This is a genomic window from Streptomyces sp. NPDC044033 (assembly GCF_056434425.1).
The window spans coordinates 76,468-98,348 of the sequence record NZ_JBWKFF010000023.1 but is presented as its reverse complement, the minus strand read 5'-3'; the positions used below and the strand labels follow the sequence as shown (position 1 = coordinate 98,348).

Sequence of the window (21,881 nt, the reverse complement as noted above, 5' to 3'; positions counted from 1 at the left end):
CAAGCCATCAATTGCGCTTCGTGCGCAGCGAGTTGTGTTTCGGTGGAGCGATGCCCTCGACGGGTGCGTCGTAGTCTCCGCTGCCGAAGAGTTCCCGCGCGGCGCGCCGGGCCGTGACGTAGGCGACCCGAGCCACGCCCAGGCCGAGGTTCCCTCCAGCCGGGGCGTCCGGGTCGCCGAGACCGGCCGCCCCGGCCTCATGCCAAAGGCACTCCCGGAACCTCGGCCGGGCATTCTTCGCCTACTCGAAGTGCCGGCGGGTGTTCTTCACCAGCATCGTGTCGATCTCGTCCTCACTGACGCCCGCCGCACGCAACGCCGGGAGAACGTCCTCGCTGATGTGCCGGTAATTCCACTTCTCCCCCATGACTTTCGAGTCGTCGAAGAAGTCGATGTAGCACGACGCGTCGTGGGACAGCACGATGCTTTCGGTGTAGCCGCGGCGGACGAGTTCCACCACGGTCGCGACCCGCTGCCCGAAGGGCAGGAACGCGTCGACGCCGAACCGGTCCATGCCCAGCAGCGAGCCGTTATCGGCGAGCCTGGTCAGATATTCGAGGTCGGTGGAGTCCCCCGAGTGGCCGATGATGATCTTGGCCGGGTCCACGCCCTCCGCCACAAGGAGGTTCTGGGCCACCAGGCCGGACCGGGACGCGGCGTGCGTGTGCACGGTGACCGGTACGCCCGTACGGACGCCGGCCCGCGCCACCGCGCGCATCGTCCGCTCCACGCCGCGGGTCAGCCCCGGCTCGTCGATGGCGCACTTGAGGAAGGCGGCGCGCACCCCGGTGTCGGCGATGCCCTCGGTGATATCCCTGATGAACAGCTCGGTAAGAGGCTCGGGCCCCTCCACCATCTCGCCGGGCCCGCGATAGCCGAACTGCTGCGGCATGTCATTCCATGTGTACAGACCGGTGGCGACGACGATATTGAGATCCGTCCGCCGCGCCACGGCCTGGATGCGAGGAATGTAGCGCCCGAGGCCGAGGACGGTCGGGTCCATGATCGAGTCGATTCCCAGGGACTTCAGCCCATTGAGGTCCGAAACCGCCTGGGCGACCTTCTTCTCCTCATCCCATTCCCGTTCGTAATTGAGCCGGTACTCCTCTCCGATCACAAACACGTGCTCGTGTACGAGCGTCTTGCCGAGCCGGCCCGTGTCGATGGTTCCGGCTGCCGTGGGGATTTCGCTCATGGTCTCTCCTCGTACGGATCCGCGCTTTCGCACCCGCCCGGCCCGCGCCCGGACCGCGTGCGTCGCCGCGTCTCCTGTCTCTCGCCCGCCGGGCATCTGGTCGCACCGGAAGGGCGATTTCCACTTCACCACCGGGAGACCGCTGGAGCCATGACGGTTCTGATCTCGTTCGTTACCCTGAAGGTATGGATCGGTTGGAGACCCGCGAGCTCGATTACTTCGTGACCGTGGCGGAGGAGCTGCACTTCGCCAGGGCCGCGGAGAGGCTGGGCATCAGCCAGCCGCCACTTTCCCGGGCGATCGCCCGGCTCGAACGCCGCGTCGGGGCGCGGCTGTTCCACCGGACCAGCCGGCGGGTCGAGATGACCCCGGCCGGCGAGGTGTTCCTGTCGGACGCGCGCGCGGTTCTGGACGCCGTCGACGCCGCCGCACGGCGTGCGCGGCAGGCGGCGCGCGGCGACCGTCTCGTCGTCGCCGTGCGGCCGGGCACGGCCACCGGTCTGCTCGCCGACGTCATGCAGGTCTACACAGGCCGGAGCGACGCGGTGCCCACCGAGATCGTCTTCACCGACAACCAGGCGGGCGCGCTACGGGACGGGTCGGCCGACATCGGGCTGCTCTGCGGTACCGACGACCTCAGCGGGCTGCACAGCGAGGAGTTGATACCGGAGAGTTCGGTCGCCCTGCTCCCGTCCGGGCACCGACTCGCCGCGCACCCCGCGGTCGAGCTGAGCGAACTGCGCCACGACCCGGCTTTCCAGGAGCTCCCCCTGCGTGCCGCGGTCGATGAGATCGTCGACCTGGTGGCCCTCGGAAAGCTGACCACGGTCGTGGGCGAGAGCATCAGGCGCCGGCTCGGCCCGGGCGTCGCGGCGGTTCCGGTGGCGGACGACCCGGGCACCATGCTGGTCCTCGCCTGGCACCCACGCAGCCTCGCCGTATCGCGCGCGGCTTTCGTGCGGGCCGCCCGTACCGCCGCCGCGGAGCGAACGGCGCCCGCCGTCACCCTGGGCGCCTGAGTACGCCCGGCCTCGTACCGTGCTCCGCCGCACCGGCGGGAGTCCGCCTTCCGGCGGTGTCGCGTCCGGCCGGCCCGTACGAGCTGCCGGCGTCGCCCGCCGGGTGCGCGAGGTCGGTCTGCACTCCGCCGCTCCCCCGCGTACGGGCCCGCTGGTCGCAGTACTGCGATGCTGGGCAGCCGGGTCGGTCAGGGGTGCGGGTGCCGGTCCTGACGCTTGCTTCCGCCCAGTCTCAATCGTCTTCGGTGATGAAGTCGGTCAGCGCGGCAGCGACGGCAGCGGGCTGTTCGTCGGGGATGAAGTGTCCTGCGTCCGGCACGACGATCCCGGTGGTGTGGTCGGCCCACGGCCTGATGGAAGCTGCCATGTCGGGGATGGAGCCGTGGCTGCTGGAGATCCCGAGAAGCGGGACCGTCAGGCGCTGTTGTTCCAGCGCTTCGTGGTTCTTCTGCGCCGACTCTGCGACGTCCCGGTAGTAGGCCAAGGATGCGCGGAGACCGCCGTCGGCGGCCACGGACGCGGCGTATTGCTCAATTTCGGCGTCGTCGAAGGTGTCGGAGGAGAGGGTCTTGACCTTCAAGAACCAGCCGACGTACTCCCGTTCGCGGCCGGCGAGCAGTGTCTCGGGCAGGTCGGGCACGAGATGGAAGGCGAAGTGCCAGGTTTTCCACGCCTGTTCGGGGTCGGTGGGGATGGCGTCAGGAAGTGTGATGCCCGGGATACCGGCGTCGAGCAGTGCCAGGCCCCGCAACTGGTTCTGGTACTTCAAGGCGAGGGAAAAGGCGACCCACGCGCCGATGTCGTGGGCGACCAGCCAGTATGTCGAGACTCCGAGCGCCTTGACCGCGGCGTGGACGTGCGCAGCGGCCGTGTGCGTGTCGTAGCTGATGTCGGGGCGTTCGGAGTGGCCCTGGCCCGGCAGGTCGATCGCGATGACTCGGAATCGGTCGGCCAGGTTCGGCATCACCTTGCGCCATGCCCACCAGGTCTGAGGGAACCCGGCGAGCAGCACGATGGCTGGGCCGTCCGGCTGGCCGCCTTCAACCGCGTGAAGCCGGACGCCGCCCGCGTCGACCCAATGGTGGGTGAATCCGGCCAGGTCGGGCAGCGGCAGGTCAGGGACCGGGTTGCCGGAGTCGTGGGGGGTGCTTGCGGGGTCATTCATGGTTCTCCTGCACTGGTGTGAGGTGTGTTGTCGGTCTGCTGAAGGTGTCAGGGGTGCTGGTTGGTTCGGTGCGTCGGCCGAGGGCCAGGACCACGGGCGCGGTGGACACGACGAGAGGGGCGAGCGTGGTGCTGGAGGCCCGTGAACCAGGAGGACTGTGAGGCCGTCTGCCGGCGCGAATCCCAGAGCGCTCAGCGCCGTGAGGGCGAGCGGCAGCGCGAGAACGGGACGGCGGCCGAGGGCGCCGGACAGGGAACCGGCCCCGAGTAGGGTGCCGGCTGCGCCGACGGCGTAGGCGGTGAACACGGCAACGGTGGTGAGCGGTCCGAAGCCGAATCGTGAGGCCCACAGCACGTGCGGCGGGATCTCAGTGTTCCGCCCGCCACGACAACGGTGTGGACGGACGCGATGGCGCCGACCGCGAGCACGCGGCGCGCGTGTCGCTGCGCCGTGAGGTGTGCGGGGTATCCGGCCATGCGCATGCCTTCACCCTAACCCATCTTGAACTGATTGGTTCAAGATGAGATGATGGCCTCCACCAAGAAGGCAAAGCAGGAGGGAGGTGCCGGCATGGCAGGCAAGAAACAGTTCGACATCGCCACGGCGCTCGATGCCGCGATGATCCAGTTCTGGCGGGCCGGCTACGCGGAGACGTCGGTGGACGACCTGTCCCGGGCGACCGGGCTCAACCGCAGCTCCATCTACTCCTCACTCGGCGACAAGGACACGCTCTTCCTGCGCTGCCTGGAGCGCTACACCACGCGCTACGGAGACAAGTACGACGCCGCGTTGTCCTGCGCCCCCGACCGGCCCCTGGCAGCCGCGCGGGCGTTCTTCGACATCACCCTGGAACGCATCGCGGACCCCCGTCTGCCCGACGGATGCCTGGTGGCCCAGACCGTCATGGCGACCCCGGTGCTGAGCGCGAGCGTCGCGGCGCGCGCACGGGAGGCGATCGGCTTCCAGCACACCCGGCTACGCGCCGCGCTGGAGGCCGGCCGGCTGAACGGCGAGGCGGCCGAGTCCTTCGCGACCCACCTCGCGGCCGTGAACCAGTCCCTCGCCGTCATGAGCAGAGCCGGAACGAGCACGGAGCAGCTGCGCGCCATCGTCGACGTGACCCTCGACGCACTTGCGCAGACTCTCGGCGCGAGCGACTGAGATTGACCGTCCGGCAAAGCGGACTTCGCCGTCTGCCTGAGCGGAACCCGCCGCGCGTCAGGAACGGCGCCGGGCCCACCGGACCGCCGCCCGGGCCGATCCAGTCCGGTCCATCGCGGGTGTCAGGCGATCTCGGTGGACGGCAAGTGCCTGAGCGGTGCACGGCACCCTGACGGCAGTCGGGTTTTCGTGCTCTCCGCGGTCCGCTGCGGCGACGCATCACCCTGGCCTGGCGTGAGATCGGTGCGCAGACGCCGCATACGGGGGGGCGGAGAAGTGGTCCAGCCGGACCGTCTACGCCATCACCGACCTGCCCGCCGAACAGGCCGACCCGGCCGTGTTCGGGGTGGTCGAAAGCCTCCGGCACGGTGCCGATCGCCTCGAAGCCCAGCGACTTCCACAGGCGCACTGCCGAGCCGTTGGTCTCGACGACCGCGTTGAACTGGATTCCGCTATGCGGACCGCCATCCGCCGCAGCATATGCGCGCGACGCCCCTGCGGGGGAAGCACGTCCGTCGATGGACGGCGCTTCCGGGGCCTCGCCGCCCTGTCCCGATCCGCCCGTCTCACGGGCCGCTGCCAGGCGTACGGGCTTCTCTCCTCGACGCGCGGGGCCCGACGCTCCTGAGCGCCGCTCCCCGGGCTGGCTCTGGGGAACGGCGCTCAGTGAGGCGGCTGTCGCGTGGGCGGGACGGGGCGGCGCCGAGGGCTTCGCCGGTGAGACGGCGGGGGAAGCGAGGCCCAGCAGTACGCTGCCGTACGCACCGGTGGCGGACAGGCCGCCGCTCGTGGCGACGGTCACAGGCTGCCGTGGTGGCGACAGTCCCGCCCGGCACGACGCCGGTACGCGCCCCTACCCGCCGACGTTCACGTCGATGCAGGCGTAGAAGGCGTTGGACGTGTCAGCGATGTTCCAGACCGCGAGCACCTTCTGCTTGCCCGTCAGGCCCCCGAAGTTGACCTGGTGAGTGACCGTCTCATTCGGCCGTTGCCCACCGTCATTGATCTCCGCTATCTTCCGGCCGCCGGCGAAGTACTGCCAGGTGCTGGTCGCGTGACGGGCGGTCAGCTTCCATTTGAAGGCCGTCGTGCTGCCCACGGGCGTGACCTTCCAGCCCTTGCTGTCATTGTCGAGTTCGGCGAACTGCGAGTTGCCGCCACTGCAGCTCCGCAGGCCCTTCGGCCCCTCGACGCTCTGCGGCTCCCATTTGATGGGCCCGCACTGCACGGTGCCCGCCGCACACTGAGCCTGCCGGCTCGGAGGCGAGGACACGTAGCCGTGCGCACTGGCCGGGCCTACCGGCAACGTCACCACGAGGAGCGGAGCAATACCCGCACCGATACAAGCAGCCAACCTTCGTTTCGCGTTCATGCCAACTCCTTCACGCGGGGGTGGCGCCGCGCCTCGCGCACCGGACCGAAAGGCCGAAAGAAACGGACACCCCAGAACCGCGCTAGCCGATTGGTCTGTACCATACTCCTTGACTGATCACGGTCAAGGGGTGCTGCGAACGTATCCACCGCGGTCCCTCGGCCTCGCGAACGCCGCCGACCATCGCCCGGCCCCCGCCGCGCCTGGCCGCGCGTCTGGCGTACCGCCCGGCCCTCTTCCCTCCCCTGTCACTCTTGCGCCCAGCCTCCGACGTGTAGTCCGCTGACCCCCATGAAGAAGAGGAGTGTTGCCACGCTGATCGCCACTCTGGTCACGAGCTCCGTTCTCGCGGGCGCATCGGATGTGCGCGCGGGAACCGCTGAGGCCGATGCCGGCAGCCCGCCCCCGGCCCGTTCGTCCCCAGGACTCGGAGTCGACCTCGACACGGTGACGATCCCGGAGTTGCAAGCCCGTATGGCGCACGGTTCGCTGACCTCGTCGGCGCTGACCAACGCCTATCTGCGGCGGATCAAAACCATCGATCCCAAAATCCACGCGGTGCTGCGCACCGATCCGACGGCGCTACGCCAAGCGGCCGCCAGTGACGCCAGACATCGGCACGGGCGGACCCGTAGCCCGCTCGACGGAATTCCCGTCCTGCTCAAGGACAATGTCAACACCCGCGATATGCCGACGACAGCCGGTTCGCTGGCACTGGCCGGGAGCCCGCCGAAGACCGATGCCGCCCTGGTGAGCCGGCTGCGTGACGCGGGAGCGGTCATTCTCGGCAAGACCAATCTGTCCGAGTGGGCGAACTTCCGTGCGGCGAAACCGACATCAGGGTGGTCGGCGGTCGGCGGGCAGACCAACAATCCGTACGTACTGGACCGGAACCCGTGCGGATCGTCCGCCGGTTCGGCCGCCGCGCTCGCCGCTTCGCTGTCGCAGGTCGCGATCGGCACCGAGACGGACGGCTCCGTTGTGTGCCCGGCCGGGATGAACGGAGTGGTCGGCCACAAGCCCAGCCTCGGGCAGGTCAGCGGGGACGGCGTGGTGCCGATCTCCGCGGAGCAGGACACCGCGGGGCCCATGGCCCGTAACGTCACCGACACCGCACTGACCTTCGCCGTGCTCAGCGGCGACAGCGCCGCGCGCTCCGGCGCCCCGGCGGACGGATTCACGCACCCCGGCGGGCTGCGCGGCAAGCGGATCGGCCTGTGGCGGCTGCCCTCGCTCGGGGCGGAAGTGGACGCCGTGATGACCCGTACGGCGGAGAAGCTCCGTAAGGCCGGAGCCGAGGTCGTCGAGGTGACGCCCCCGTACCAGAAGCGAATCGGCGAAATCGAATTCCCGGCGCTGCTCAGTGAGTTCCACCGGGACATCGACGCCTATCTGGCCACCCGCAACGGGCCCCGGAACCTTGCCGCGCTGATCGATTTCAACCGCTCGCACCCGGCGGAGCAGACGTGCTTCGCCGGTCAGGAACTGTTCGAGCAGTCCCTCGCCGCGCCGCCGACCAGCGACCCGGAATACCGGGCCATGCGGACCGAGTTGACGAGCCTCGGGCGGCGTTCCATCGACGAGACCATGGCCGCCCACCATCTCGACGCCATCGCCTCACCGACGAATCCGCCCGCCTGGACGACCGACTGCGCACGGGGCGACAACGACGTCATCCCCTCCTCCACCCCCGCGGCCGTGGCCGGATATCCGTCGTTGTCGGTGCCCGCCGGGTCCGTGAAAGAGCTTCCCGTCGGCCTGCTCCTGATGGCCGGCAATCACCAGGACAACGAGCTCCTGTCGCTGGGAGCCGCGGTTGAACACCGGCTGGACGCCTGGCGAGCACCGCGCTACCTGCCGTCCGCGACGTCGGCGGCTTCCGCTCCCATGACATCCGGCGCCGCCCGCTGAACGTACCGGCAGCGCGACGAAACCTCTGATACGCACTCGCGCGCCGATCCCGGCATCCCCCATGACCTGAAGGCCGCCCGAATCATTTCGGGCGGCCTTCCTCCGTCCGGGGAGGCAGGCGGACGGTGCGCATGGCTCCGGCGGTCGGCGCCTCAGCACGGCGCGCCGTACAGGACGGACAGATCGCCCGTGAGGCGGCTGCAACCTCGGGGTGGCCCGCGCGTCATTCACAGCGAGAGGACGCCACGGCCCCTCGCCCCACCTGTCGCCCCGGCGGCAGTCACCAGCACCCATGGGAGAGTCATGCGCAATACGAACGCCGGCAGCGGCGCAGCGGGAACAGCGGAAACGGCCTTCGCCACTGCCACGGGCCGGCCGGACAGCCACCGCGCCCAGCGGGCACTGGTCCGCCGCGCGGCGACCGGGCTGGCCACCGCGGTCGCGCTCGCCGGGTTCCTCGCGCCCACGGCCCAGGCGGTGCCGGTGGCGGATGCCGCGGACGTCACCCCCGGCGCCGGGGCCCCGGCCAAGGGGAAGGCGACAGTCCATCAAGCAGCCCCGACGGCCAAGGACGAGCAGCGCGTACGTGCGTACTGGACCGCGGAGCGCATCGCCGCCCTGTCCACCCCGCTCTCGAAGAACCCTCCCCTCGACGCGGCGGACGGAGCCCGCTGGAAGGGCGATGGCGCCGTGACCACCACGGTGGGCCGTCTCTTCTTCACCGACCATGGCGAGGACGCGAGCTGCACGGCGACCCTGGTGAAGAGCGCGAACCACAGCACACTCGCGACGGCCGCCCACTGCCTGAACAACACTGACCTGCTCGGCGATCACAACGAGTGGCAGACCCACCTCATGTTCATCCCCGGCTACCGGGAAGGGCACGCCCCGATGGGCAGCTTCGTGGTCCGCCAGGCCGTGCTCAACTCCATCTGGCTGGCGAACAACCAGATGGACTCCCGCACCTATGACGCACACGACCAGGGATTCGCCGTGGTCGGCCGCAACGAGCACGGGAAGACGGTCGAGGAGGCCGCGGGCGCGGCCCAGGGCATCGCCTTCGACGCACCCGGGAACCGTCCGGCCTATGAATTCGGCTACCCCCGCGCCGCCTCGGACCCGGCCCGCTCGGGGCTGCCGGAGTACACCGGCAGGGAGCTGGCCTACTGCCAGGGAACCCCGAAGGAGTACCCGGGCGTCAAGGACGCCCCTGAGCCCGCGGGCCAGTGGGGAGTGCCGTGCATCATGGGCGGAGGATCGAGCGGCGGCCCGCGCTTCGCCGGCTTCTCCACCGGTACGGGCCTCGGCACCCTGGTCGGAGTCGACACGCAGTCGGGCCAGATGGACTCCACCGGCGCGGCCTGCGAGGACAGGAACGACGCGAAGTGCGTACGGCACCTGGTCGGAACGCAGTTCACCGCGGCCCTCACCAAGCCGCTCTACGACAAGGCCCAGCACCTGAGCTGACGGAACGGGCCGGGCCGGGCCCCATCCGGGAACGGCCGCGCGCCCTGCCTGAGCTGCGCGCGGCCGTTCTCGGGCTATCCGCACACGCCGTCATGGTGCGCGGTCCCGCCGTCGACTGGTTCGCTACTGCCGGGTCAGGTAGTGGAAGAGGCTGTCGGGGGTGATCCCCTCGGAGCGGAAGCCGCACTGTTTGAGCAGGCGCTCGGCCTGTTCCATGGTGTACAGGCGGTACTCGCAGCGCTGGTGCGCCACGACCTCCTCGCTCGTTCCACCCTGCTGGTCTTCGACCACTCGTCTGACGTAGTAGTCCTTGGTGAAGGTGTTGCCGGGTGCCGGACGGATCTTCTGGGCGTAGACCAGGCCGCCGGGCAGGGTGCGTTCGTGGTCTCGGTGCGGACCCTGGGTGGCCAGGATCAGGAGGCTGTCGGGCTTCAGAGCCGCGTGCACCCTGTTGAGTGCGTTGATGTTGTCGTCGTCCTCCAAGAGGTGGCTGGCGAGGACGACGTCGTCGTTGTCCTCGTCGTGGATGTAGTACCAGACGCCACCGACTGAGTACGCCACGTCGAAGGGCGACGGGACGGTCAGGTGGCGGAGGTCCGCCTGTACGAACTCGGCTCGCTCACCCAGCCGTTGGCGTGCCTGGGCGAGCATGCTCTCCGTGTGGTCGACGCCCGTGATCTCCAGACCGGTCGGTGCCAGGTCCAGGAGTTTCTCGCAGACGAGTCCGGTGCCCGCTCCGATTTCCAGGAGCTGCCGGCGGTCGCCGATGAGGTCGAAAAGCGTACGGGCGTAGGCGTCGTAGTCGTAGTAGCCGGACGTCATGATCAGGTCGTAGTGGGTTGAGAGCCCCTCGTAGGAATCGCTCACGGGCGGACTCTAATGACGCTGGCATGAAGCCGACAGGGGCCTTTTGAGCCTCAGGGCTTCTGGGGGCGCGTGAGGGACGGGCGGCGGCTCACCGCGGCGTCTGGGCGCGATCATCAGAGCGCCGCGAACCATGTAAGATCATCTACGTCACTCCAGCGCACGGCATATGTCGAAGCAGCGGGAGTCGCGCGTCTGTGGTCCAAGGCAAGACGCCCGCCATCCAGCGGGAAATGCAGGTGCAAGGCCTGCCGGGCGCTCCAGATGAAGGTCCCCGTACTCGACGAGTACGGGGACCTTCGTCGTCTCCCTCCACCGCCGACGCTCTCGCCGGATCGGGCCGGATGCCGCTGTGGAGAGGCCGCTGAAGTAGGTGGGGTCGGTGAAGCCCCGCCTCGCGGCGATGGCGCGAATCGGCCGATGGTCCAGGCGGGGCTCGACTGGGGCATGGTGCCAGGGTTCGAGCCTGCGGGCGCGTTGGCCGCGGCGGACCGGAGCGTCGCGATCCGCCGCCGATCACCGGGCGGCGGCGGCCCGCTCGCCGCCGCCCCACAGCAACTCGCTCATCAACTCGCTCATCAACTCGCTCCATACCGAGCGGAGTTGATGTGGGTCCTGTTCACCGTAAGACGTCGGCACTCCCCCGATATCCGTAGGGGTACTCAGACACCTCTGGGTATCCGCGAGGCTCCACTGCCCCGTCCGTCGCTGTGGCAGCCGGCCAGGTCCCGGCCTTTCGAGGACGTGTGCGGAGCCGCGGGAGGCTAGTGCACGCAGTATTCGTTGCCCTCAGGGTCCGTCATGACCACCCACTCGCCGGACGGTTCCTTGACGTGGCGCTGGGTCTGGCCGCCGAGGGCGCGGAGGCGCTCCACCTCCGCGTCCAGCTCCCCCGCGGGGCCGTGCAGGTCGATGTGCAGGCGGTTCTTGGCCGTCTTCCCCTCCGGCCGCGGTACGCGGTTGAAGAGCAGCCGACGCCCCTGGCCCGTGCCGCTCTCCGCGTCGTACGGGTCGTCGGGGTGGCGTACCGCCGCCGCGTCCCGCCAGGCGCGCCGGCCGTGACGGTCGATGAGGATCTCGGGCGGGATGGCGCCGAGGCCGAGGAGCTTGGCGATGAGAACGCTGTGATCCTCGACCTCGTAGCCGAGGGCGGCGGCCCAGAAGTCGGCCTGGGCGTGTGGGTCGTGGGCGTCGACGACGAGTTTCCAGTGCAGGGGTGTCGGGGTCATGTTCCCCACTTATAGACCCCGGCACTGACATCGGCGGCCCTGCCGGGTGCGGTCAGCGGGTGTCGTTCAGGAGACCGCTGATCTGTTCATGAAGTTCATGAAGGTCATGGAGCTCGTGCGGCAGGTGGATGGGCCAGCGGTCGGCCGCCTCGGCGGCCAGGTCCCGGCTCCAGCGCCAGCTGTCGCACGCCGCTGTCCGCACGTCGTGTTGTCGGGCGGTGATGGCGGTGTAGCGGTCGCGGTCGGCGGCGGGCAGGTCCTGTTCCAGCGCGCGGCTGGGGGTGAGCCAGTGGGCCGTGCTGTCGCGCAGGAGGCGGCAGAGCTGGAGCTGCTGGGGTGTGATGACGGAGTGCAGGACGGCGTGGGCGCGGGCCGCCTCGCCGCGGGCCAGGACATGGGCGAGCATGAGCGTCCAATTGGTCAGTTCGTCGATGCGCTGCCGGGCGGTCGCCACGGGCTCGGGCGGGCGGAACCGTGCCAACTGCCGGGCGGCTGGGGCCAGTCGGCCGGTGCGGTCGAGCAGGACGGCGTCGTCGGGGCGGGGAAGGTGCACCATCCCCTGCCACGTGGGCACCTCGGCGATGCCCGCGCCCGCCGCGGCGAGGTGGAACTCGCCGCGCATCAGGTCGTCGAAGACCACGGCGAGGATGCCGTACATGTTGGTGTACGCCAGTTTGAGCGGCGCGAGTTGTTCCAGGAAGGCGCGACCGTCGAAGTCGGCGAGGCGGTCGTCCTGGATGTAGAGGTATGCCTCGATGTCGGAATGGGCGTCGGCCTCGCCCATGGTCCACGAGCCGTAGAGGAGGACGCCTTCCAGGCGGGGGTCGGCGTGGGCGAGCTGCCGCAGGCGGGCGATGCGATCGTCCAGGGCGGGGCAGGCGGAACGCATATGCATGATGGGGTGGGTTCTCCTGAGATGAGCGTGCGAGCGCGGTGACGGGGCCCAGCGCCTGCTGGGCGAATGCCTGTGAACCGTCGCGGTCCGCTCAGGAGAAATTGCACATGCCCGAGAGCATAGGGGACGCGCTCGACCGCCGAGCCAGGGCGACCGCGGCACCGCACGCGTCTCGAACGGGACAGGGCCCCATGTCTCCCCTCGCGCCCCGCCGCCCTCGACGCTGGGTCGCGGAAGGGGCCGGCGGGGCGGGGAGCGGTCTGGGGGCCGTAGATCAACTCGGGCGGGGTTCGCCCCGGTACGTACCGAAGGACCACATGTTGCCCTCCGGGTCGGCGATGGCGAATTCCCGGCTTCCGTACGGCTGGTCCTCGATCTCGCGGACGATCCGCGTGCCCGCCTCACTGAGCCGGGCGTACAGCTCGTCCACGTGGTCGGTGACGACGTACGCGCCGAAGGTGCCCGGCTTCAGGCACCCCTTGCGGGCGGGGTCGTAGGAGCCGAGCATCACGGCTCCTCCCTCGGGCCAGTCCAGTTGGGCGTGGGCGACGCGGCCGCCGTCCTCGTACACGGCTGTGCGCAGGAAGCCGACCGTGCCGACGAGGAAGTCGATGAGCGCGGGGGCGTCGTCGGCCTGGAGGGTGGGGAAGATGTCGGGGGTGCGGGTCTCTGCTGGGGTGCTCTGTGTGTCCATGGGTTCAGCCTCCGCCGTTGAGGTGGCCTCCGGCTTGGATATTCCGGCACTCTTCGGCCAGCCATGCGCTGGGGCTCACGCCCGTGTACTGGTGGAAGTCGCGGACGAGGTGCGAGTGGTCGTAGTAGCCGCAGTTCGCCGCGGTGCGGGCCAGGTCGGGCCCGGTGCCCGCGGTGGTCGCGCGGACGATGACCGCTTTGGCGTGCTCGAAGCGCATCAGGCGGGCCGCTTGCTTGGGGGTCGCGCCGGTCTCCGCTCGGAAGAGGGTGCTCAGGCGGCGTTCGCTCAGCGCGACATGCGCGGCGAGGCCGCGCAGCGTCCCCGCGCCGCGGTGCCGGGCCAGCCACGCCCATGCCTCGGTGACCTCGGGGCGTGGCGGCGGCCGGCCGTTGTTCGCGAGCTGTTTCTTCAGGTAGCCGGCGAGGGCGGCGAACCGCGCCTCCCATCCCGTCGTCTCGATCAGCTGACAGCGCAGTTCGGCGGCGCGTCGGCCGAGTATGTCCGTGCCGGGCGTGACGAGCTGTCCGGTCAGCTCAGCGGCCGGGAGCCCGAGGAGAGCGCGGGCCGCGAGCGGGTGGACGGCCAGCTGGATGCCGGTCTCGCGCTCGGGCTGTACGACGTACGCGGGGCTCTGGTGCAGGCCGCCCACGACGATGTCGGTGCTGATGGCGTCGGAGCCCCTCGCCTGGGCCGGAGTGAAGCCGCTGGTGACGGGCCCGTCCAGGGAGAAGATCAGGGTGAGGTAGGGGGAAGGCAGCCCCCGGTGGAGAGGGCGCGCTGCCTCCTGCCCCGGTCGTACGGCGCGGTAACCGACCCCGGAGACCACGCCCCCCGGCAGGGGGCCGGCTCTCACGAACTCATGTTTCGGTGCCACAGGCCCAGTATGCGCTCCTGGCCTTATCGCCACGAAAACATCCTTACCGCCCCGGCGGCCCCTGTCACCGAGGTCGCGGCCCGGCCCGGGAGAGCGGCTTCGCCGCCGTATCCGTGCTCAAGGTTCAAGGTTCAAGAGGAGTGGCGCAACCAGTCCTCGAAGCGGGTTTCGGTCGGCCGGGCGTGGCCTTCCTCGGGGACGAGACTGCGCTCCCCCAGTTCGGAGCCGTAATAGCGGGCGTGCGGGTCGGCGACGACCGTTCGCGGGTCGTTCCATGCGCGCAGCGCTTCGGCGACGAGTTCGTCGAAGCGGAACCGCTGGGGTCCGGCCACCTCGGCGGTACCCTTCAGCGGGGTTTCCACGGCGGCCCGGGACACCGCCTCGGCGACGTCTTCGGCCGCCATGGGCTGGAAGAGCACGGGCGGCACGCGCACGGTGTCGCCGCTGGTGGCGGCGTCGGCGATGCCCTTGACGAACTCGAAGAACTGCGTCGCCCGTACGATCGAGTAGGGGATCTGCCCCTGTTTGACCAGCTGCTCCTGGGCCACCTTCGCCCGGAAGTAGCCGTTGTCGGGCAGACCCTCGATGCCCACGATCGACAGCGCCAGGTGGTGCGCCACGCCCGCCGCGGCTTCGGCGGCCAGCAGGTTGCGGGTGGAGGTGGTGAAGAAGTCCAGCACCGCCGATTCCTCGAAGGAGGGCGAATTGGAGACGTCCACGACCACCTGGGCTCCGGCCAGCACCTCGGTGAGGCCCTCGCCGGTGAGGGTGTTGACGCCCGTACCGGGCGCGGCGGGCACCGCCTCGTGCCCGCGGTCGTTGAGTTTGCCGCACACTTTGCCGCCGATGAGGCCGGTGCCTCCGATGACCACGATCTTCACGTCGCGTACTCCTTGCTCCGAGGGCATTCCGGAAACGGACTGCCCGGTGGCGGATGGTGGCGGATGGTGGCAGGGGTGGCGGCGGTGGCAGGTACCGTCAGGCCGGCCGGGGCGCGCGCAGGTGCGCACGCTGCTTCAGTTCATCGTCGTCGACCAGGGCGAGCATGGGCTGTCCCGGCGCGCAGAGCATGGTGACGAGGAAGCGCAGGCGCGTGTCGGCGAGGTAGTTGCCGTCCTGGTAGTGGATGACGTCACCGCCCGGCTCCCAGAACGTTTCTCCGGTCCGGACGATCCGCTCCGGCTCGCCTTCCAGCTCGAAGCGCATCTCGCCTTCCAGGACATAGCCGAAAGCGGGCCCGGAGTGGCGGTGCGGCGGGGTGCCCGGGTCGCCGGGCGGGTACTCGATCTGGACGGTCATCGCGTGCGCGCCCTCCGGGATGCCGGGAGGAGCGGCCTCTTGCAGCACGGTGAGCGCGGTCTTCCATGCCTCGGAGCGCGGGTGCTCGTTGGTGTCGGGCATGGCGGGTCTCCTCTTGCAGTGCCGGCTGTCGCGGGTGTGCCGGTCGACGAGGGCGGACGGGCCTTGCGGGGCGCGGGCCTCGCCGGCGCGGAGAACGAGCTTTGCGGGCGTGCGGGCTTTGAAGGCCACGGCTCGCGGGGCGCGTCCAGGAAAGCCCATTGTTCAGAACCCCGGCATGCTCGGTGAGCGCCGATCCGGACACTTCCGCGACGCCGCACCGGAAGACACCGCGCCAGAAGCGGAACTCAAGACGCCTGCCCGTACGCACCGTTGTCGGTGTGTACGGGCAGGCGTAAGAGCCGCGCGGTCACGAGCGGGACCGCGCCGCTTGCGGACGAGGCCGCGCAAGCGACGGCGTCACCGCGTGGTGAAGGCTCCGCCGGTGACGAGCACGGTGCGGGACAAGGTCAAGGTTCCTCCTGCTCTTGCGCGTTTAGGTCTAAACCTAGCAGGTCGGCCCGGGTTTCCCGCGACAGGCTGCGATGCGCAGTGCGCTTCTCAGATGGTCCGAAATGATCTATTCCTGATTAACTCAGCACATGCGCAACGTCCCCCTCGCTCTCCCCGCCGCCGCCATCGCCGGTGTCTTCCTGCTCACGGCTTGCGGCTCGCAGAAGGCCGACTCCGGCTCGCCGGGCGACGGCTCGGCGCACGCGGAGGGCGCCGGTTCCCCTGGCGGTCGCCCCGGCGCGGCCTCCTCCTGCGGACCCCAGACCTCCGGCGCCTCGGCCACTCCCAGCGCGCCGGTCCCGCTCGGAGACCCTTCCCGCCTGGAGAAGGACGGGGTAAAGATCACCGGCATGGGCGGCGGCGTCCAGGCTTGCGCCGACTTCACGGTCACCAACCGCGAGTCCAAAGCCCTCACTTACACGATCGCGTTCACGTTCGTGTCCGACGCCGGAGCAGCGCTGACGAACACGGAGAAGACCGTGCCGTCCGTAAAGCCCGGGCAGACCGTGAAGCACACGGTCACCGCGAGTGACCTTCCCCCGGACGCACGTCGCAACGCACATGTGCGCATCAGCACGGTACGGAGTGTCCCCGCAGCCGAAGCGCCCTCCAAGGGGGGAGCATGCCCGCCTTCGGGAGTGCGGGTGTACGCCGATGACGGCGATGCCGCCATGGGGCTCCGCGCCGTGAGCATCCATCTGGAGAACTGCGGCGATCGCATCAGCCAGCTCAACGGCTATCCGCAGCTCCAGCTGCTCGACGCGGCTCATAAACCGGTCGACAGCGTAAAGATCCTGCACGGCGGCGGCTCCATCTCCTCCGGCACCGGAGCCGACGGCGCGCCGCAGCCACTGGCCCTGAAGCCCGGCGAACGCGCGTACGCCGTGCTGGTCTGGCGCAACACCGTCGAGGCCGGTGCTCCCGTGAACGCCCCGTACGTGCGGGTGCGGGTGAAGCCCGGCGCGGACCCGGTGACCGTGACCCCTGAACTCGACCTGGGCACGACGGGAAAGCTCGGCATCGGCCCCTGGAAGAAGGGCGAGACCCGTCGGCCGCCCGTCACCGACGGCGCGTCCGGCGCGCCCGCCCGGACCCGGCCCTGAAGGGATCGGCAGCCGCGCGGGCTGAGAAGCCGGGCCGCATCTCGGCAGCTCGATCTCGTTCGGGGCCGACGCTCCCCCTCGGCTGACGCGCGGACCCTGTGGGCTACGCCGGGTCGATCGGGGTGAGGACTCCGAGGCGGTCCTCGATCGACTGGGCCGCCGCCAGGCATATGTCCTCCCGGAACGCGCGCCCGACGATCTGCACCCCCGACGGGAGGCCGTCGGCCACCCCTGTCGGCACGGCCACCCCGGGCACGCCCACGAAGCTGGTCACCGTGCACAGGCGCATTCCCGACCCGACCCGGTCCCGGCCCGCCCTGTCGCGCGACTCCAGCCCTGGTTCGACCGGCGGCTCGGTGAACGACGGCCCGAGCAACAGCGGGTATTCGTCGAGGAATTCGGCCCATGAGCGGCGGATATTCAGCCAGGTGCCCATCAGCTGCATGAGCTCTTCGGCGTTCGCGGGCGGGGTCTGTTCCATCGCCATGGCGATATAGCGATCCCCGCCGTCACCCAATAGTTTGCGCACCACCGGCCAGGTCGGGGCGAATTCGGTCACGGTGATCCGGCCGTACGCCTCCAACGCCTCGTCCAGGCGCGGTACGTCCCGTACCTCGCGCACGTCGTATCCGGCGTCGGCGAGCGCGTCGGCCGCGGTCGCCACGGCCCTGCGGACCGTGGGGTGGACGCCGTGGCCGCCGGGGTCCGCCACGACGGCGACCTTCACCGGGCCGGGGAGCGGCTCGCCGTAGGCGGGCGCCGGTACGGCCCGCGGGTCGCGTGGATCAGTGCCGGCCAGCACCTCGTAGGCCAGCCGCAGATCGCCCACATTCCGGGCCAGCGGGCCGTCGGTGACCAGCATCTGGGAGGCCGGGCCGGGGTCGTCCGGGCCGAAGACGCGGTGGTCCGCGGGGAACCTGCCGGTGGACGGCTTCAGCCCGGCCACCCCGCAGAACTGGGCCGGGATGCGCACCGACCCACCGGAGTCGTTGCCGAGCCCGAGCGCCGCCATGCCCGTGGCGACGGCCACCGCGTCTCCCCCGCTGGACCCGCCCGGGGTCCGAGTGCTGTCCCAGGGGTTGACGGTGTCGCCGAACAGTTCGCTGCGGGTGTGCATCCCCGCCAGGATCAGCGTCGGCATGTTGCTGTGCCCGATGGGGATGGCCCCGGCCGCGCGCAGCCGCGCCACCGGGGGCGCGTCGGCCGGTGCCACCAGGTCACGGAAGCGCTCCGTGCCGAACGTGGTGGGCACGCCTTCGACGGCGGTGCTCTCCTTCACCGTGAAGGGCACGCCCGCGAGCGGTCCCATCGACTCACCGGCCGCCCGTCGGCGGTCCGTCCGCGCCGCGACCTCACGCGCGCGCTCCCCCATGAGCTGCGTGACCGCGTTCAGCTGGGGGTTGACCTCGGCGATGCGGTCCAGGTGGCTGTCGATCAGCTCGACGGCGGAGATGTCCGCGCGGCGCACCGCCGCCGCCTGCTCGGCGGCCGACATCTTCCACAACGCATCCGCGTCCCGCACCGCCCTGCCTCCCCCGGACTTGTCCCGCTCAGCCACGCCCTTGTCCCGCTCGGCCTTGTCCCGCATGGCCCTGCCTTTCCCGTTCGCGCGTCTTCCGTCCACACGCCGACGCACCCGTGCCCCGCACTGGAATCCCGTACCGATGCGCTTGCATCGGAACCGTATCCTGGAACTGATACGAGCGCATCGAATAAAGTGCGCCACGAACGGAGCGCCACACGACAGGAAGGTCACGCAGATGCCCAGGCAGGTGGATCACGTGAGCCGACGCCGCCTCATCGCCGAGGCCGTCTGCCACCTGACCGACGAACGAGGGCTGGAGGGCGTGACCCTGCGCGACGTCGCCACCCGTGCGCGGGTGTCGATGGGCGCTGTTCAGCGGTGCTTCCGCACGAAGGAAGAAATGCTCGTGTTCGCTCTCGGGCACATCGGCGGGCGAATCAACGAGCGCGTGCGGGCCCGCCTCGTCAGGAGCCCGGCGCAGTCGGCCAGGACCGCCCTGGGGCACGCGGCCACCGAAATCTCACTGCTCCGGGAAGACCACCGCGCCGAGGCCAGGGTGTGGCTCGCCTTCGTCGCGCAGGCGGCTGTCAGCGAGGCGCTCGCCACGACGCTCAAGACCAACTACGCGGCGCTGCAAGAGGTGTTCACCGGCCTCGTCTCCGAGGCGTCGGCAGCGGTGGAAGCGGCGGAGCCCGTCGAGGAGGACGGCCGCGCCGCCGCGCCCGTCGACGCGCGGCGCGAGGCCCGTGCTCTCCTCGCCCTCGCGGACGGCCTCACCACGCACGTCCTCATCGGTCACCTCACCCCGCGAGAGGCCCAAGACGTCCTCCACGCGCACCTGGCAGACCTCTGGGAACGGCCGGCCCGGCCTGCCTCGTACCGCCGCCTGGAGCCCCCGACCCCGTAAGACCTCATACGCCCCAGCGCCCATGACAAATGTCATGGGTGGGTGATGCGCGATCTCACTGCCCGGCCGGCCGCGCCCCCGACGACGATGGGCCGCATGACGGAGAAGACCAGAACCCCGCTCGCGTTCCGCGTCGAAGACCTGACCCATCCGCGCGGCCTCAAAGCGCTCCGCAGCACGAAGTGTCTCGCCGGCGGCTACCTCGCCATCAGTGTGCTGACCCTCGCCGCCATCATATTGATGCGCGACGACGCCTCGGTGGTCAACGACGCCGTCTGGGTCCGAGGGACCATCGTCGTCGCCAGCGCCTTGCTGACATTCACCTTCGCCGCCCGCGCCGCGCGCGGCTCCCGCGGTGCGTTCCGCAGGCTGCGGATCGCCTCGGGCGTCATGGTGGTGGCCATCGCGTGCGTCATCGCGCTGCCCGGGACGTTTCCGCTGTGGATGAAGATCGAGCAGGGGGTGTGCGGACTGGCCCTCCTCGGTGTCGTCCTCCTCGTGAACGGCCGCCGACTGCGGACCCTGTTCGCGGCCGAATGAGCCACGTGCGCCGCGCGAGTCGAACGCCCCATGGCCTCGACGGTGGTACGCCGCGACGCACGGCGATGCGGTGGGCGGCTGCGTGGAGGGCGGCTGTGTGGAGGGCGGATTCGCGCAGAGGTGGCGGTGTTAGCGTTCCCGCCATGGAGAACACCGGGAAAGAGCCGGTGAGCGGCGGTCCGGAGGGCGACTCGCTGCGGTGGGCTCGGGGGTGGCGGCGCACGGTGCTGGCCGCCGGAATGCTCGTCTATCCGTGCGTGACGGTGGTCGGGGCGGGGCAGTACGCGACCGGTGCCGCCGCCATCGCCGGGTATGTGATCGTGGCCGGTTTCTGCTGCTGTTACGTACTCTCCGCCCTCTCGGCGGCCCAGCGCGCCTGGCGCCGCCAAGGGGTGCTGCTCGCAGTCATGACGGTGCTGTTCGTCGCCGAACTGCCCATCGCCAGGGAGTACGCCTTCTTCCTGTGCGCCGTCGTCGTATCGTTCGCCGCCGCCTTCTTGAAGCGCCATGCGGTGGTGATCGTGGCGGCCGGCGCGCTCGCCGCGCTCGTCGTGCCGTGGGCGGTGCGCCCGTGGCACAGCGGGCCCGGCTGGTTCGAGGCGATCGCCGTCGTCTTCACCGCTCTGACGGTGTACGGATTCTCCGAGATCGCCACCGCCCACCGTGCGCTGCTGGAGGCGCGCGCGGAGGTCGCCCGGCTGGCATCGGAGGCCGAACGGGCCCGGATCGCACGCGATCTGCACGACCTGCTCGGTCATTCGCTCACGGTCATCACGGTCAAGAGCGCTCTCGCGCGCCGGCTCACCGTGAGCGGCTCCCCCCGAGCGCTGCACGAGATCACGGAGGTGGAGAGCCTCTCCCGGCAAGCGCTCACCGATGTACGGGCCGCGGTGTCCGGTTACCGGGACGTGACCCTCACGGGCGAGATCGCTCGCGGCCGGGAACTGCTGCGGGCGGCCGGCGTCCTGGCCGACCTGCCGACGGCCACCGACATGGTCGACGGCGCGCACCAGGAACTGTTCGGCTGGGTGGTGCGCGAGGGCCTGACCAACGTCGTACGCCACGCGCACGCCACCCGGTGCGCGGTCACCCTCTCGGCGTCGCACGTGGAGATCCGCGACGACGGCGTGGGAGGCGCGGCGGCCTCCGGCAACGGCCTCAGCGGGCTCCGGGAACGGGTCGCGGCGGTCGGCGGCAGCGTGGACGCCGGGCCGTTGGGCCCGGGTGGCTGGCGGCTGCGCGTATCCCTCGACTCGACGGACGGTGTCCCGGTATGACGATCCGACTGCTGCTCGCCGACGACCAGGAGCTGATCCGCAGCGCCCTGTCGGCGCTGCTGGAACTGGAGGAGGATTTCCGGGTCGTCTGCTCCGTGGGCCGGGGTGACGAGGTCATCCAGGCGGCCCGCGAACACCGGCCCGACGTGGCCTTGCTCGACATCGAGATGCCGGGCCTCGACGGACTGGCAGCGGCGGCGGTGCTCGCCGCCCAGGTGCCGGACTGCCGCGTGGTGATCCTCACGACCTTCGGGCGCTCGGGCTATCTGCGCCGGGCGATGGAGGCCGGCGCCGTCGGGTTCGTCGTGAAGGACGCCCCGCCCGAGGCGCTCGCGGACGCCATCCGCCGGGTGATGAAGGGGGAACGCGTCGTCGATCCGGCCCTGGCGGCCGCGACGCTGGCGGCGGGCGAGTCCCCGCTCACCGCCCGGGAGCGCGACGTGCTGAACGTGGCGCGCTCGGGTGCCACCGTGGCCGGGATCGCCGCCAAGCTCTACCTCTCCGAGGGGACGGTCCGCAACTACCTCTCGGCGGCGATCGCCAAGACCTCGGCTCACAACCGGATGGAAGCGCTGCGCGTCGCGGACGAGCGCGGCTGGCTGTAGCGGGGCGAGTCCGGGCAGCGGCGTCGGCGACGAGAATCTGGGGCGTGCAGAACTCCGCCCCCGGGGTCCGGCGCCGCTTCAGGTGGCTCGGGCTCTCGCCTCAGGCCCCGTTCCTGGTCCCGGTCTTCCTTGATCTTGACGCGTCGTCACCCGGTCGGCCTCCGCGACGCTCCGGGTTCGGCGGGCGTTGGGGTGATGTGGCGGGCGGACGCGGCGGGGCGGGCGGG

23 protein-coding genes and 2 pseudogenes are annotated in these 21,881 nt (G+C 70.5%); 11 read left to right on the top strand and 14 right to left on the bottom strand.

What is annotated here, in order from left to right; all coding sequences use genetic code 11:
* Positions 1–7: 7 nt before the first annotated feature.
* Complete coding sequence (locus AC07AB_RS32500; RefSeq protein ID WP_478574587.1) at positions 8–136, bottom strand: hypothetical protein; 129 nt, start codon at positions 134–136, stop codon at positions 8–10.
* A 105-nt stretch (positions 137–241) separates the two neighbouring features.
* A complete protein-coding gene (locus AC07AB_RS32495) occupies positions 242–1,195 on the bottom strand; it encodes a phosphotriesterase family protein (RefSeq protein WP_478574585.1) in 954 nt (317 codons plus the stop codon).
* A 185-nt stretch (positions 1,196–1,380) separates the two neighbouring features.
* Here AC07AB_RS32495 and AC07AB_RS32490 point away from each other — a divergent pair, with 185 nt between their 5' ends.
* The gene (locus AC07AB_RS32490) at positions 1,381–2,214 is read left to right on the top strand and encodes a LysR family transcriptional regulator (RefSeq protein WP_478574582.1); all 834 of its coding nucleotides are present in this window, start codon (positions 1,381–1,383) and stop codon (positions 2,212–2,214) included.
* A 232-nt stretch (positions 2,215–2,446) separates the two neighbouring features.
* On the opposite strand, the gene AC07AB_RS32485 is transcribed toward AC07AB_RS32490, so the two are convergent.
* A complete protein-coding gene (locus tag AC07AB_RS32485) occupies positions 2,447–3,379 on the bottom strand; it encodes an alpha/beta fold hydrolase (protein ID WP_478574579.1) in 933 nt (310 codons plus the stop codon).
* A gap of 141 nt (positions 3,380–3,520) precedes the next feature.
* Between AC07AB_RS32485 and AC07AB_RS32480 the strand changes: the two genes are divergently transcribed.
* The 3 genes and pseudogenes from AC07AB_RS32480 to AC07AB_RS32470 all read left to right on the top strand — a co-directional run.
* Complete coding sequence (locus tag AC07AB_RS32480; RefSeq protein ID WP_478574576.1) at positions 3,521–3,649, top strand: hypothetical protein; 129 nt, start codon at positions 3,521–3,523, stop codon at positions 3,647–3,649.
* 300 nt (positions 3,650–3,949) lie between these two features.
* Positions 3,950–4,540 (top strand): TetR/AcrR family transcriptional regulator, encoded by a 591-nt coding sequence (locus tag AC07AB_RS32475; RefSeq protein ID WP_478574574.1) that lies wholly within the window; start codon positions 3,950–3,952, stop codon positions 4,538–4,540.
* 58 nt (positions 4,541–4,598) lie between these two features.
* Positions 4,599–4,794: pseudogene (locus tag AC07AB_RS32470) on the top strand (ISAs1 family transposase); the annotation flags it as partial.
* A gap of 68 nt (positions 4,795–4,862) precedes the next feature.
* Here the strand turns inward: AC07AB_RS32470 and AC07AB_RS32465 are convergent.
* Positions 4,863–5,018: pseudogene (locus tag AC07AB_RS32465) on the bottom strand (GNAT family N-acetyltransferase); the annotation flags it as partial.
* Positions 5,019–5,393: 375 nt separating this feature from the next.
* Positions 5,394–5,912, bottom strand: coding sequence for a lytic polysaccharide monooxygenase auxiliary activity family 9 protein (locus AC07AB_RS32460; RefSeq protein WP_478574571.1), 519 nt, complete (start codon positions 5,910–5,912; stop codon positions 5,394–5,396).
* A 291-nt stretch (positions 5,913–6,203) separates the two neighbouring features.
* Between AC07AB_RS32460 and AC07AB_RS32455 the strand changes: the two genes are divergently transcribed.
* Both AC07AB_RS32455 and AC07AB_RS32450 read left to right on the top strand, forming a co-directional pair.
* Positions 6,204–7,823, top strand: a complete 1,620-nt coding sequence (locus tag AC07AB_RS32455) for an amidase family protein (protein WP_478574568.1) — start codon at positions 6,204–6,206, stop codon at positions 7,821–7,823.
* 303 nt (positions 7,824–8,126) lie between these two features.
* Positions 8,127–9,290 (top strand): trypsin-like serine peptidase, encoded by a 1,164-nt coding sequence (locus AC07AB_RS32450; RefSeq protein WP_478574565.1) that lies wholly within the window; start codon positions 8,127–8,129, stop codon positions 9,288–9,290.
* Between the two features lie 123 nt (positions 9,291–9,413).
* On the opposite strand, the gene AC07AB_RS32445 is transcribed toward AC07AB_RS32450, so the two are convergent.
* From AC07AB_RS32445 to AC07AB_RS32410, 8 genes are all read right to left on the bottom strand, one after another.
* Positions 9,414–10,157, bottom strand: a complete 744-nt coding sequence (locus tag AC07AB_RS32445) for a class I SAM-dependent methyltransferase (protein ID WP_478574562.1) — start codon at positions 10,155–10,157, stop codon at positions 9,414–9,416.
* Between the two features lie 513 nt (positions 10,158–10,670).
* On the bottom strand, positions 10,671–10,793 hold the full coding sequence (locus AC07AB_RS32440; RefSeq protein ID WP_478574560.1) for a hypothetical protein: 123 nt from the start codon (positions 10,791–10,793) through the stop codon (positions 10,671–10,673).
* Between the two features lie 125 nt (positions 10,794–10,918).
* Complete coding sequence (locus AC07AB_RS32435) at positions 10,919–11,383, bottom strand: VOC family protein (protein WP_478574558.1); 465 nt, start codon at positions 11,381–11,383, stop codon at positions 10,919–10,921.
* A 52-nt stretch (positions 11,384–11,435) separates the two neighbouring features.
* A complete protein-coding gene (locus AC07AB_RS32430) occupies positions 11,436–12,278 on the bottom strand; it encodes a nucleotidyltransferase domain-containing protein (RefSeq protein ID WP_478574555.1) in 843 nt (280 codons plus the stop codon).
* A 274-nt stretch (positions 12,279–12,552) separates the two neighbouring features.
* Positions 12,553–12,972, bottom strand: coding sequence for a VOC family protein (locus AC07AB_RS32425; protein WP_478574552.1), 420 nt, complete (start codon positions 12,970–12,972; stop codon positions 12,553–12,555).
* Positions 12,973–12,976: 4 nt separating this feature from the next.
* Positions 12,977–13,825 (bottom strand): AraC family transcriptional regulator, encoded by an 849-nt coding sequence (locus AC07AB_RS32420; protein ID WP_478574549.1) that lies wholly within the window; start codon positions 13,823–13,825, stop codon positions 12,977–12,979.
* 152 nt (positions 13,826–13,977) lie between these two features.
* A complete protein-coding gene (locus AC07AB_RS32415; RefSeq protein ID WP_478574546.1) occupies positions 13,978–14,727 on the bottom strand; it encodes an SDR family oxidoreductase in 750 nt (249 codons plus the stop codon).
* 97 nt (positions 14,728–14,824) lie between these two features.
* A complete protein-coding gene (locus AC07AB_RS32410; RefSeq protein WP_478574543.1) occupies positions 14,825–15,247 on the bottom strand; it encodes a cupin domain-containing protein in 423 nt (140 codons plus the stop codon).
* 539 nt (positions 15,248–15,786) lie between these two features.
* Between AC07AB_RS32410 and AC07AB_RS32405 the strand changes: the two genes are divergently transcribed.
* Positions 15,787–16,800, top strand: coding sequence for a DUF4232 domain-containing protein (locus tag AC07AB_RS32405; RefSeq protein ID WP_478574540.1), 1,014 nt, complete (start codon positions 15,787–15,789; stop codon positions 16,798–16,800).
* Between the two features lie 103 nt (positions 16,801–16,903).
* On the opposite strand, the gene AC07AB_RS32400 is transcribed toward AC07AB_RS32405, so the two are convergent.
* Entirely contained in the window at positions 16,904–18,295 is a 1,392-nt protein-coding gene (locus tag AC07AB_RS32400) for an amidase (RefSeq protein ID WP_478574685.1), read from the bottom strand.
* A 265-nt stretch (positions 18,296–18,560) separates the two neighbouring features.
* Here AC07AB_RS32400 and AC07AB_RS32395 point away from each other — a divergent pair, with 265 nt between their 5' ends.
* From AC07AB_RS32395 to AC07AB_RS32380, 4 genes are all read left to right on the top strand, one after another.
* Positions 18,561–19,232, top strand: coding sequence for a TetR/AcrR family transcriptional regulator (locus AC07AB_RS32395; RefSeq protein ID WP_478574537.1), 672 nt, complete (start codon positions 18,561–18,563; stop codon positions 19,230–19,232).
* Between the two features lie 96 nt (positions 19,233–19,328).
* Entirely contained in the window at positions 19,329–19,772 is a 444-nt protein-coding gene (locus tag AC07AB_RS32390; RefSeq protein ID WP_478574534.1) for a hypothetical protein, read from the top strand.
* Between the two features lie 143 nt (positions 19,773–19,915).
* Positions 19,916–21,049 (top strand): sensor histidine kinase, encoded by a 1,134-nt coding sequence (locus AC07AB_RS32385; RefSeq protein ID WP_478574531.1) that lies wholly within the window; start codon positions 19,916–19,918, stop codon positions 21,047–21,049.
* Positions 21,046–21,654: a response regulator transcription factor gene (locus AC07AB_RS32380; RefSeq protein WP_478574528.1), complete on the top strand. Its 609-nt coding sequence runs from the start codon at positions 21,046–21,048 to the stop codon at positions 21,652–21,654. Before AC07AB_RS32385 ends, AC07AB_RS32380 begins: the two co-directional genes overlap by 4 nt.
* Positions 21,655–21,881: the final 227 nt, after the last annotated feature.

Excerpts from the sequence above, each read along its gene's own strand:
- AC07AB_RS32495 (WP_478574585.1), bottom strand. The coding sequence starts at position 1,195 with ATGAGCGAAATCCCCACGGCAGCCGGAACCATCGACACGGGCCGGCTC.
- AC07AB_RS32490 (WP_478574582.1), top strand. The coding sequence starts at position 1,381 with ATGGATCGGTTGGAGACCCGCGAGCTCGATTACTTCGTGACCGTGGCG.
- AC07AB_RS32485 (WP_478574579.1), bottom strand. The coding sequence starts at position 3,379 with ATGAATGACCCCGCAAGCACCCCCCACGACTCCGGCAACCCGGTCCCT.
- AC07AB_RS32475 (WP_478574574.1), top strand. The coding sequence starts at position 3,950 with ATGGCAGGCAAGAAACAGTTCGACATCGCCACGGCGCTCGATGCCGCG.
- AC07AB_RS32460 (WP_478574571.1), bottom strand. The coding sequence starts at position 5,912 with ATGAACGCGAAACGAAGGTTGGCTGCTTGTATCGGTGCGGGTATTGCT.
- AC07AB_RS32455 (WP_478574568.1), top strand. The coding sequence starts at position 6,204 with ATGAAGAAGAGGAGTGTTGCCACGCTGATCGCCACTCTGGTCACGAGC.
- AC07AB_RS32450 (WP_478574565.1), top strand. The coding sequence starts at position 8,127 with ATGCGCAATACGAACGCCGGCAGCGGCGCAGCGGGAACAGCGGAAACG.
- AC07AB_RS32435 (WP_478574558.1), bottom strand. The coding sequence starts at position 11,383 with ATGACCCCGACACCCCTGCACTGGAAACTCGTCGTCGACGCCCACGAC.
- AC07AB_RS32430 (WP_478574555.1), bottom strand. The coding sequence starts at position 12,278 with ATGCATATGCGTTCCGCCTGCCCCGCCCTGGACGATCGCATCGCCCGC.
- AC07AB_RS32425 (WP_478574552.1), bottom strand. The coding sequence starts at position 12,972 with ATGGACACACAGAGCACCCCAGCAGAGACCCGCACCCCCGACATCTTC.
- AC07AB_RS32410 (WP_478574543.1), bottom strand. The coding sequence starts at position 15,247 with ATGCCCGACACCAACGAGCACCCGCGCTCCGAGGCATGGAAGACCGCG.
- AC07AB_RS32405 (WP_478574540.1), top strand. The coding sequence starts at position 15,787 with ATGCGCAACGTCCCCCTCGCTCTCCCCGCCGCCGCCATCGCCGGTGTC.
- AC07AB_RS32400 (WP_478574685.1), bottom strand. The coding sequence starts at position 18,295 with ATGTCGGCCGCCGAGCAGGCGGCGGCGGTGCGCCGCGCGGACATCTCC.
- AC07AB_RS32395 (WP_478574537.1), top strand. The coding sequence starts at position 18,561 with ATGCCCAGGCAGGTGGATCACGTGAGCCGACGCCGCCTCATCGCCGAG.
- AC07AB_RS32390 (WP_478574534.1), top strand. The coding sequence starts at position 19,329 with ATGACGGAGAAGACCAGAACCCCGCTCGCGTTCCGCGTCGAAGACCTG.
- AC07AB_RS32385 (WP_478574531.1), top strand. The coding sequence starts at position 19,916 with ATGGAGAACACCGGGAAAGAGCCGGTGAGCGGCGGTCCGGAGGGCGAC.
- AC07AB_RS32380 (WP_478574528.1), top strand. The coding sequence starts at position 21,046 with ATGACGATCCGACTGCTGCTCGCCGACGACCAGGAGCTGATCCGCAGC.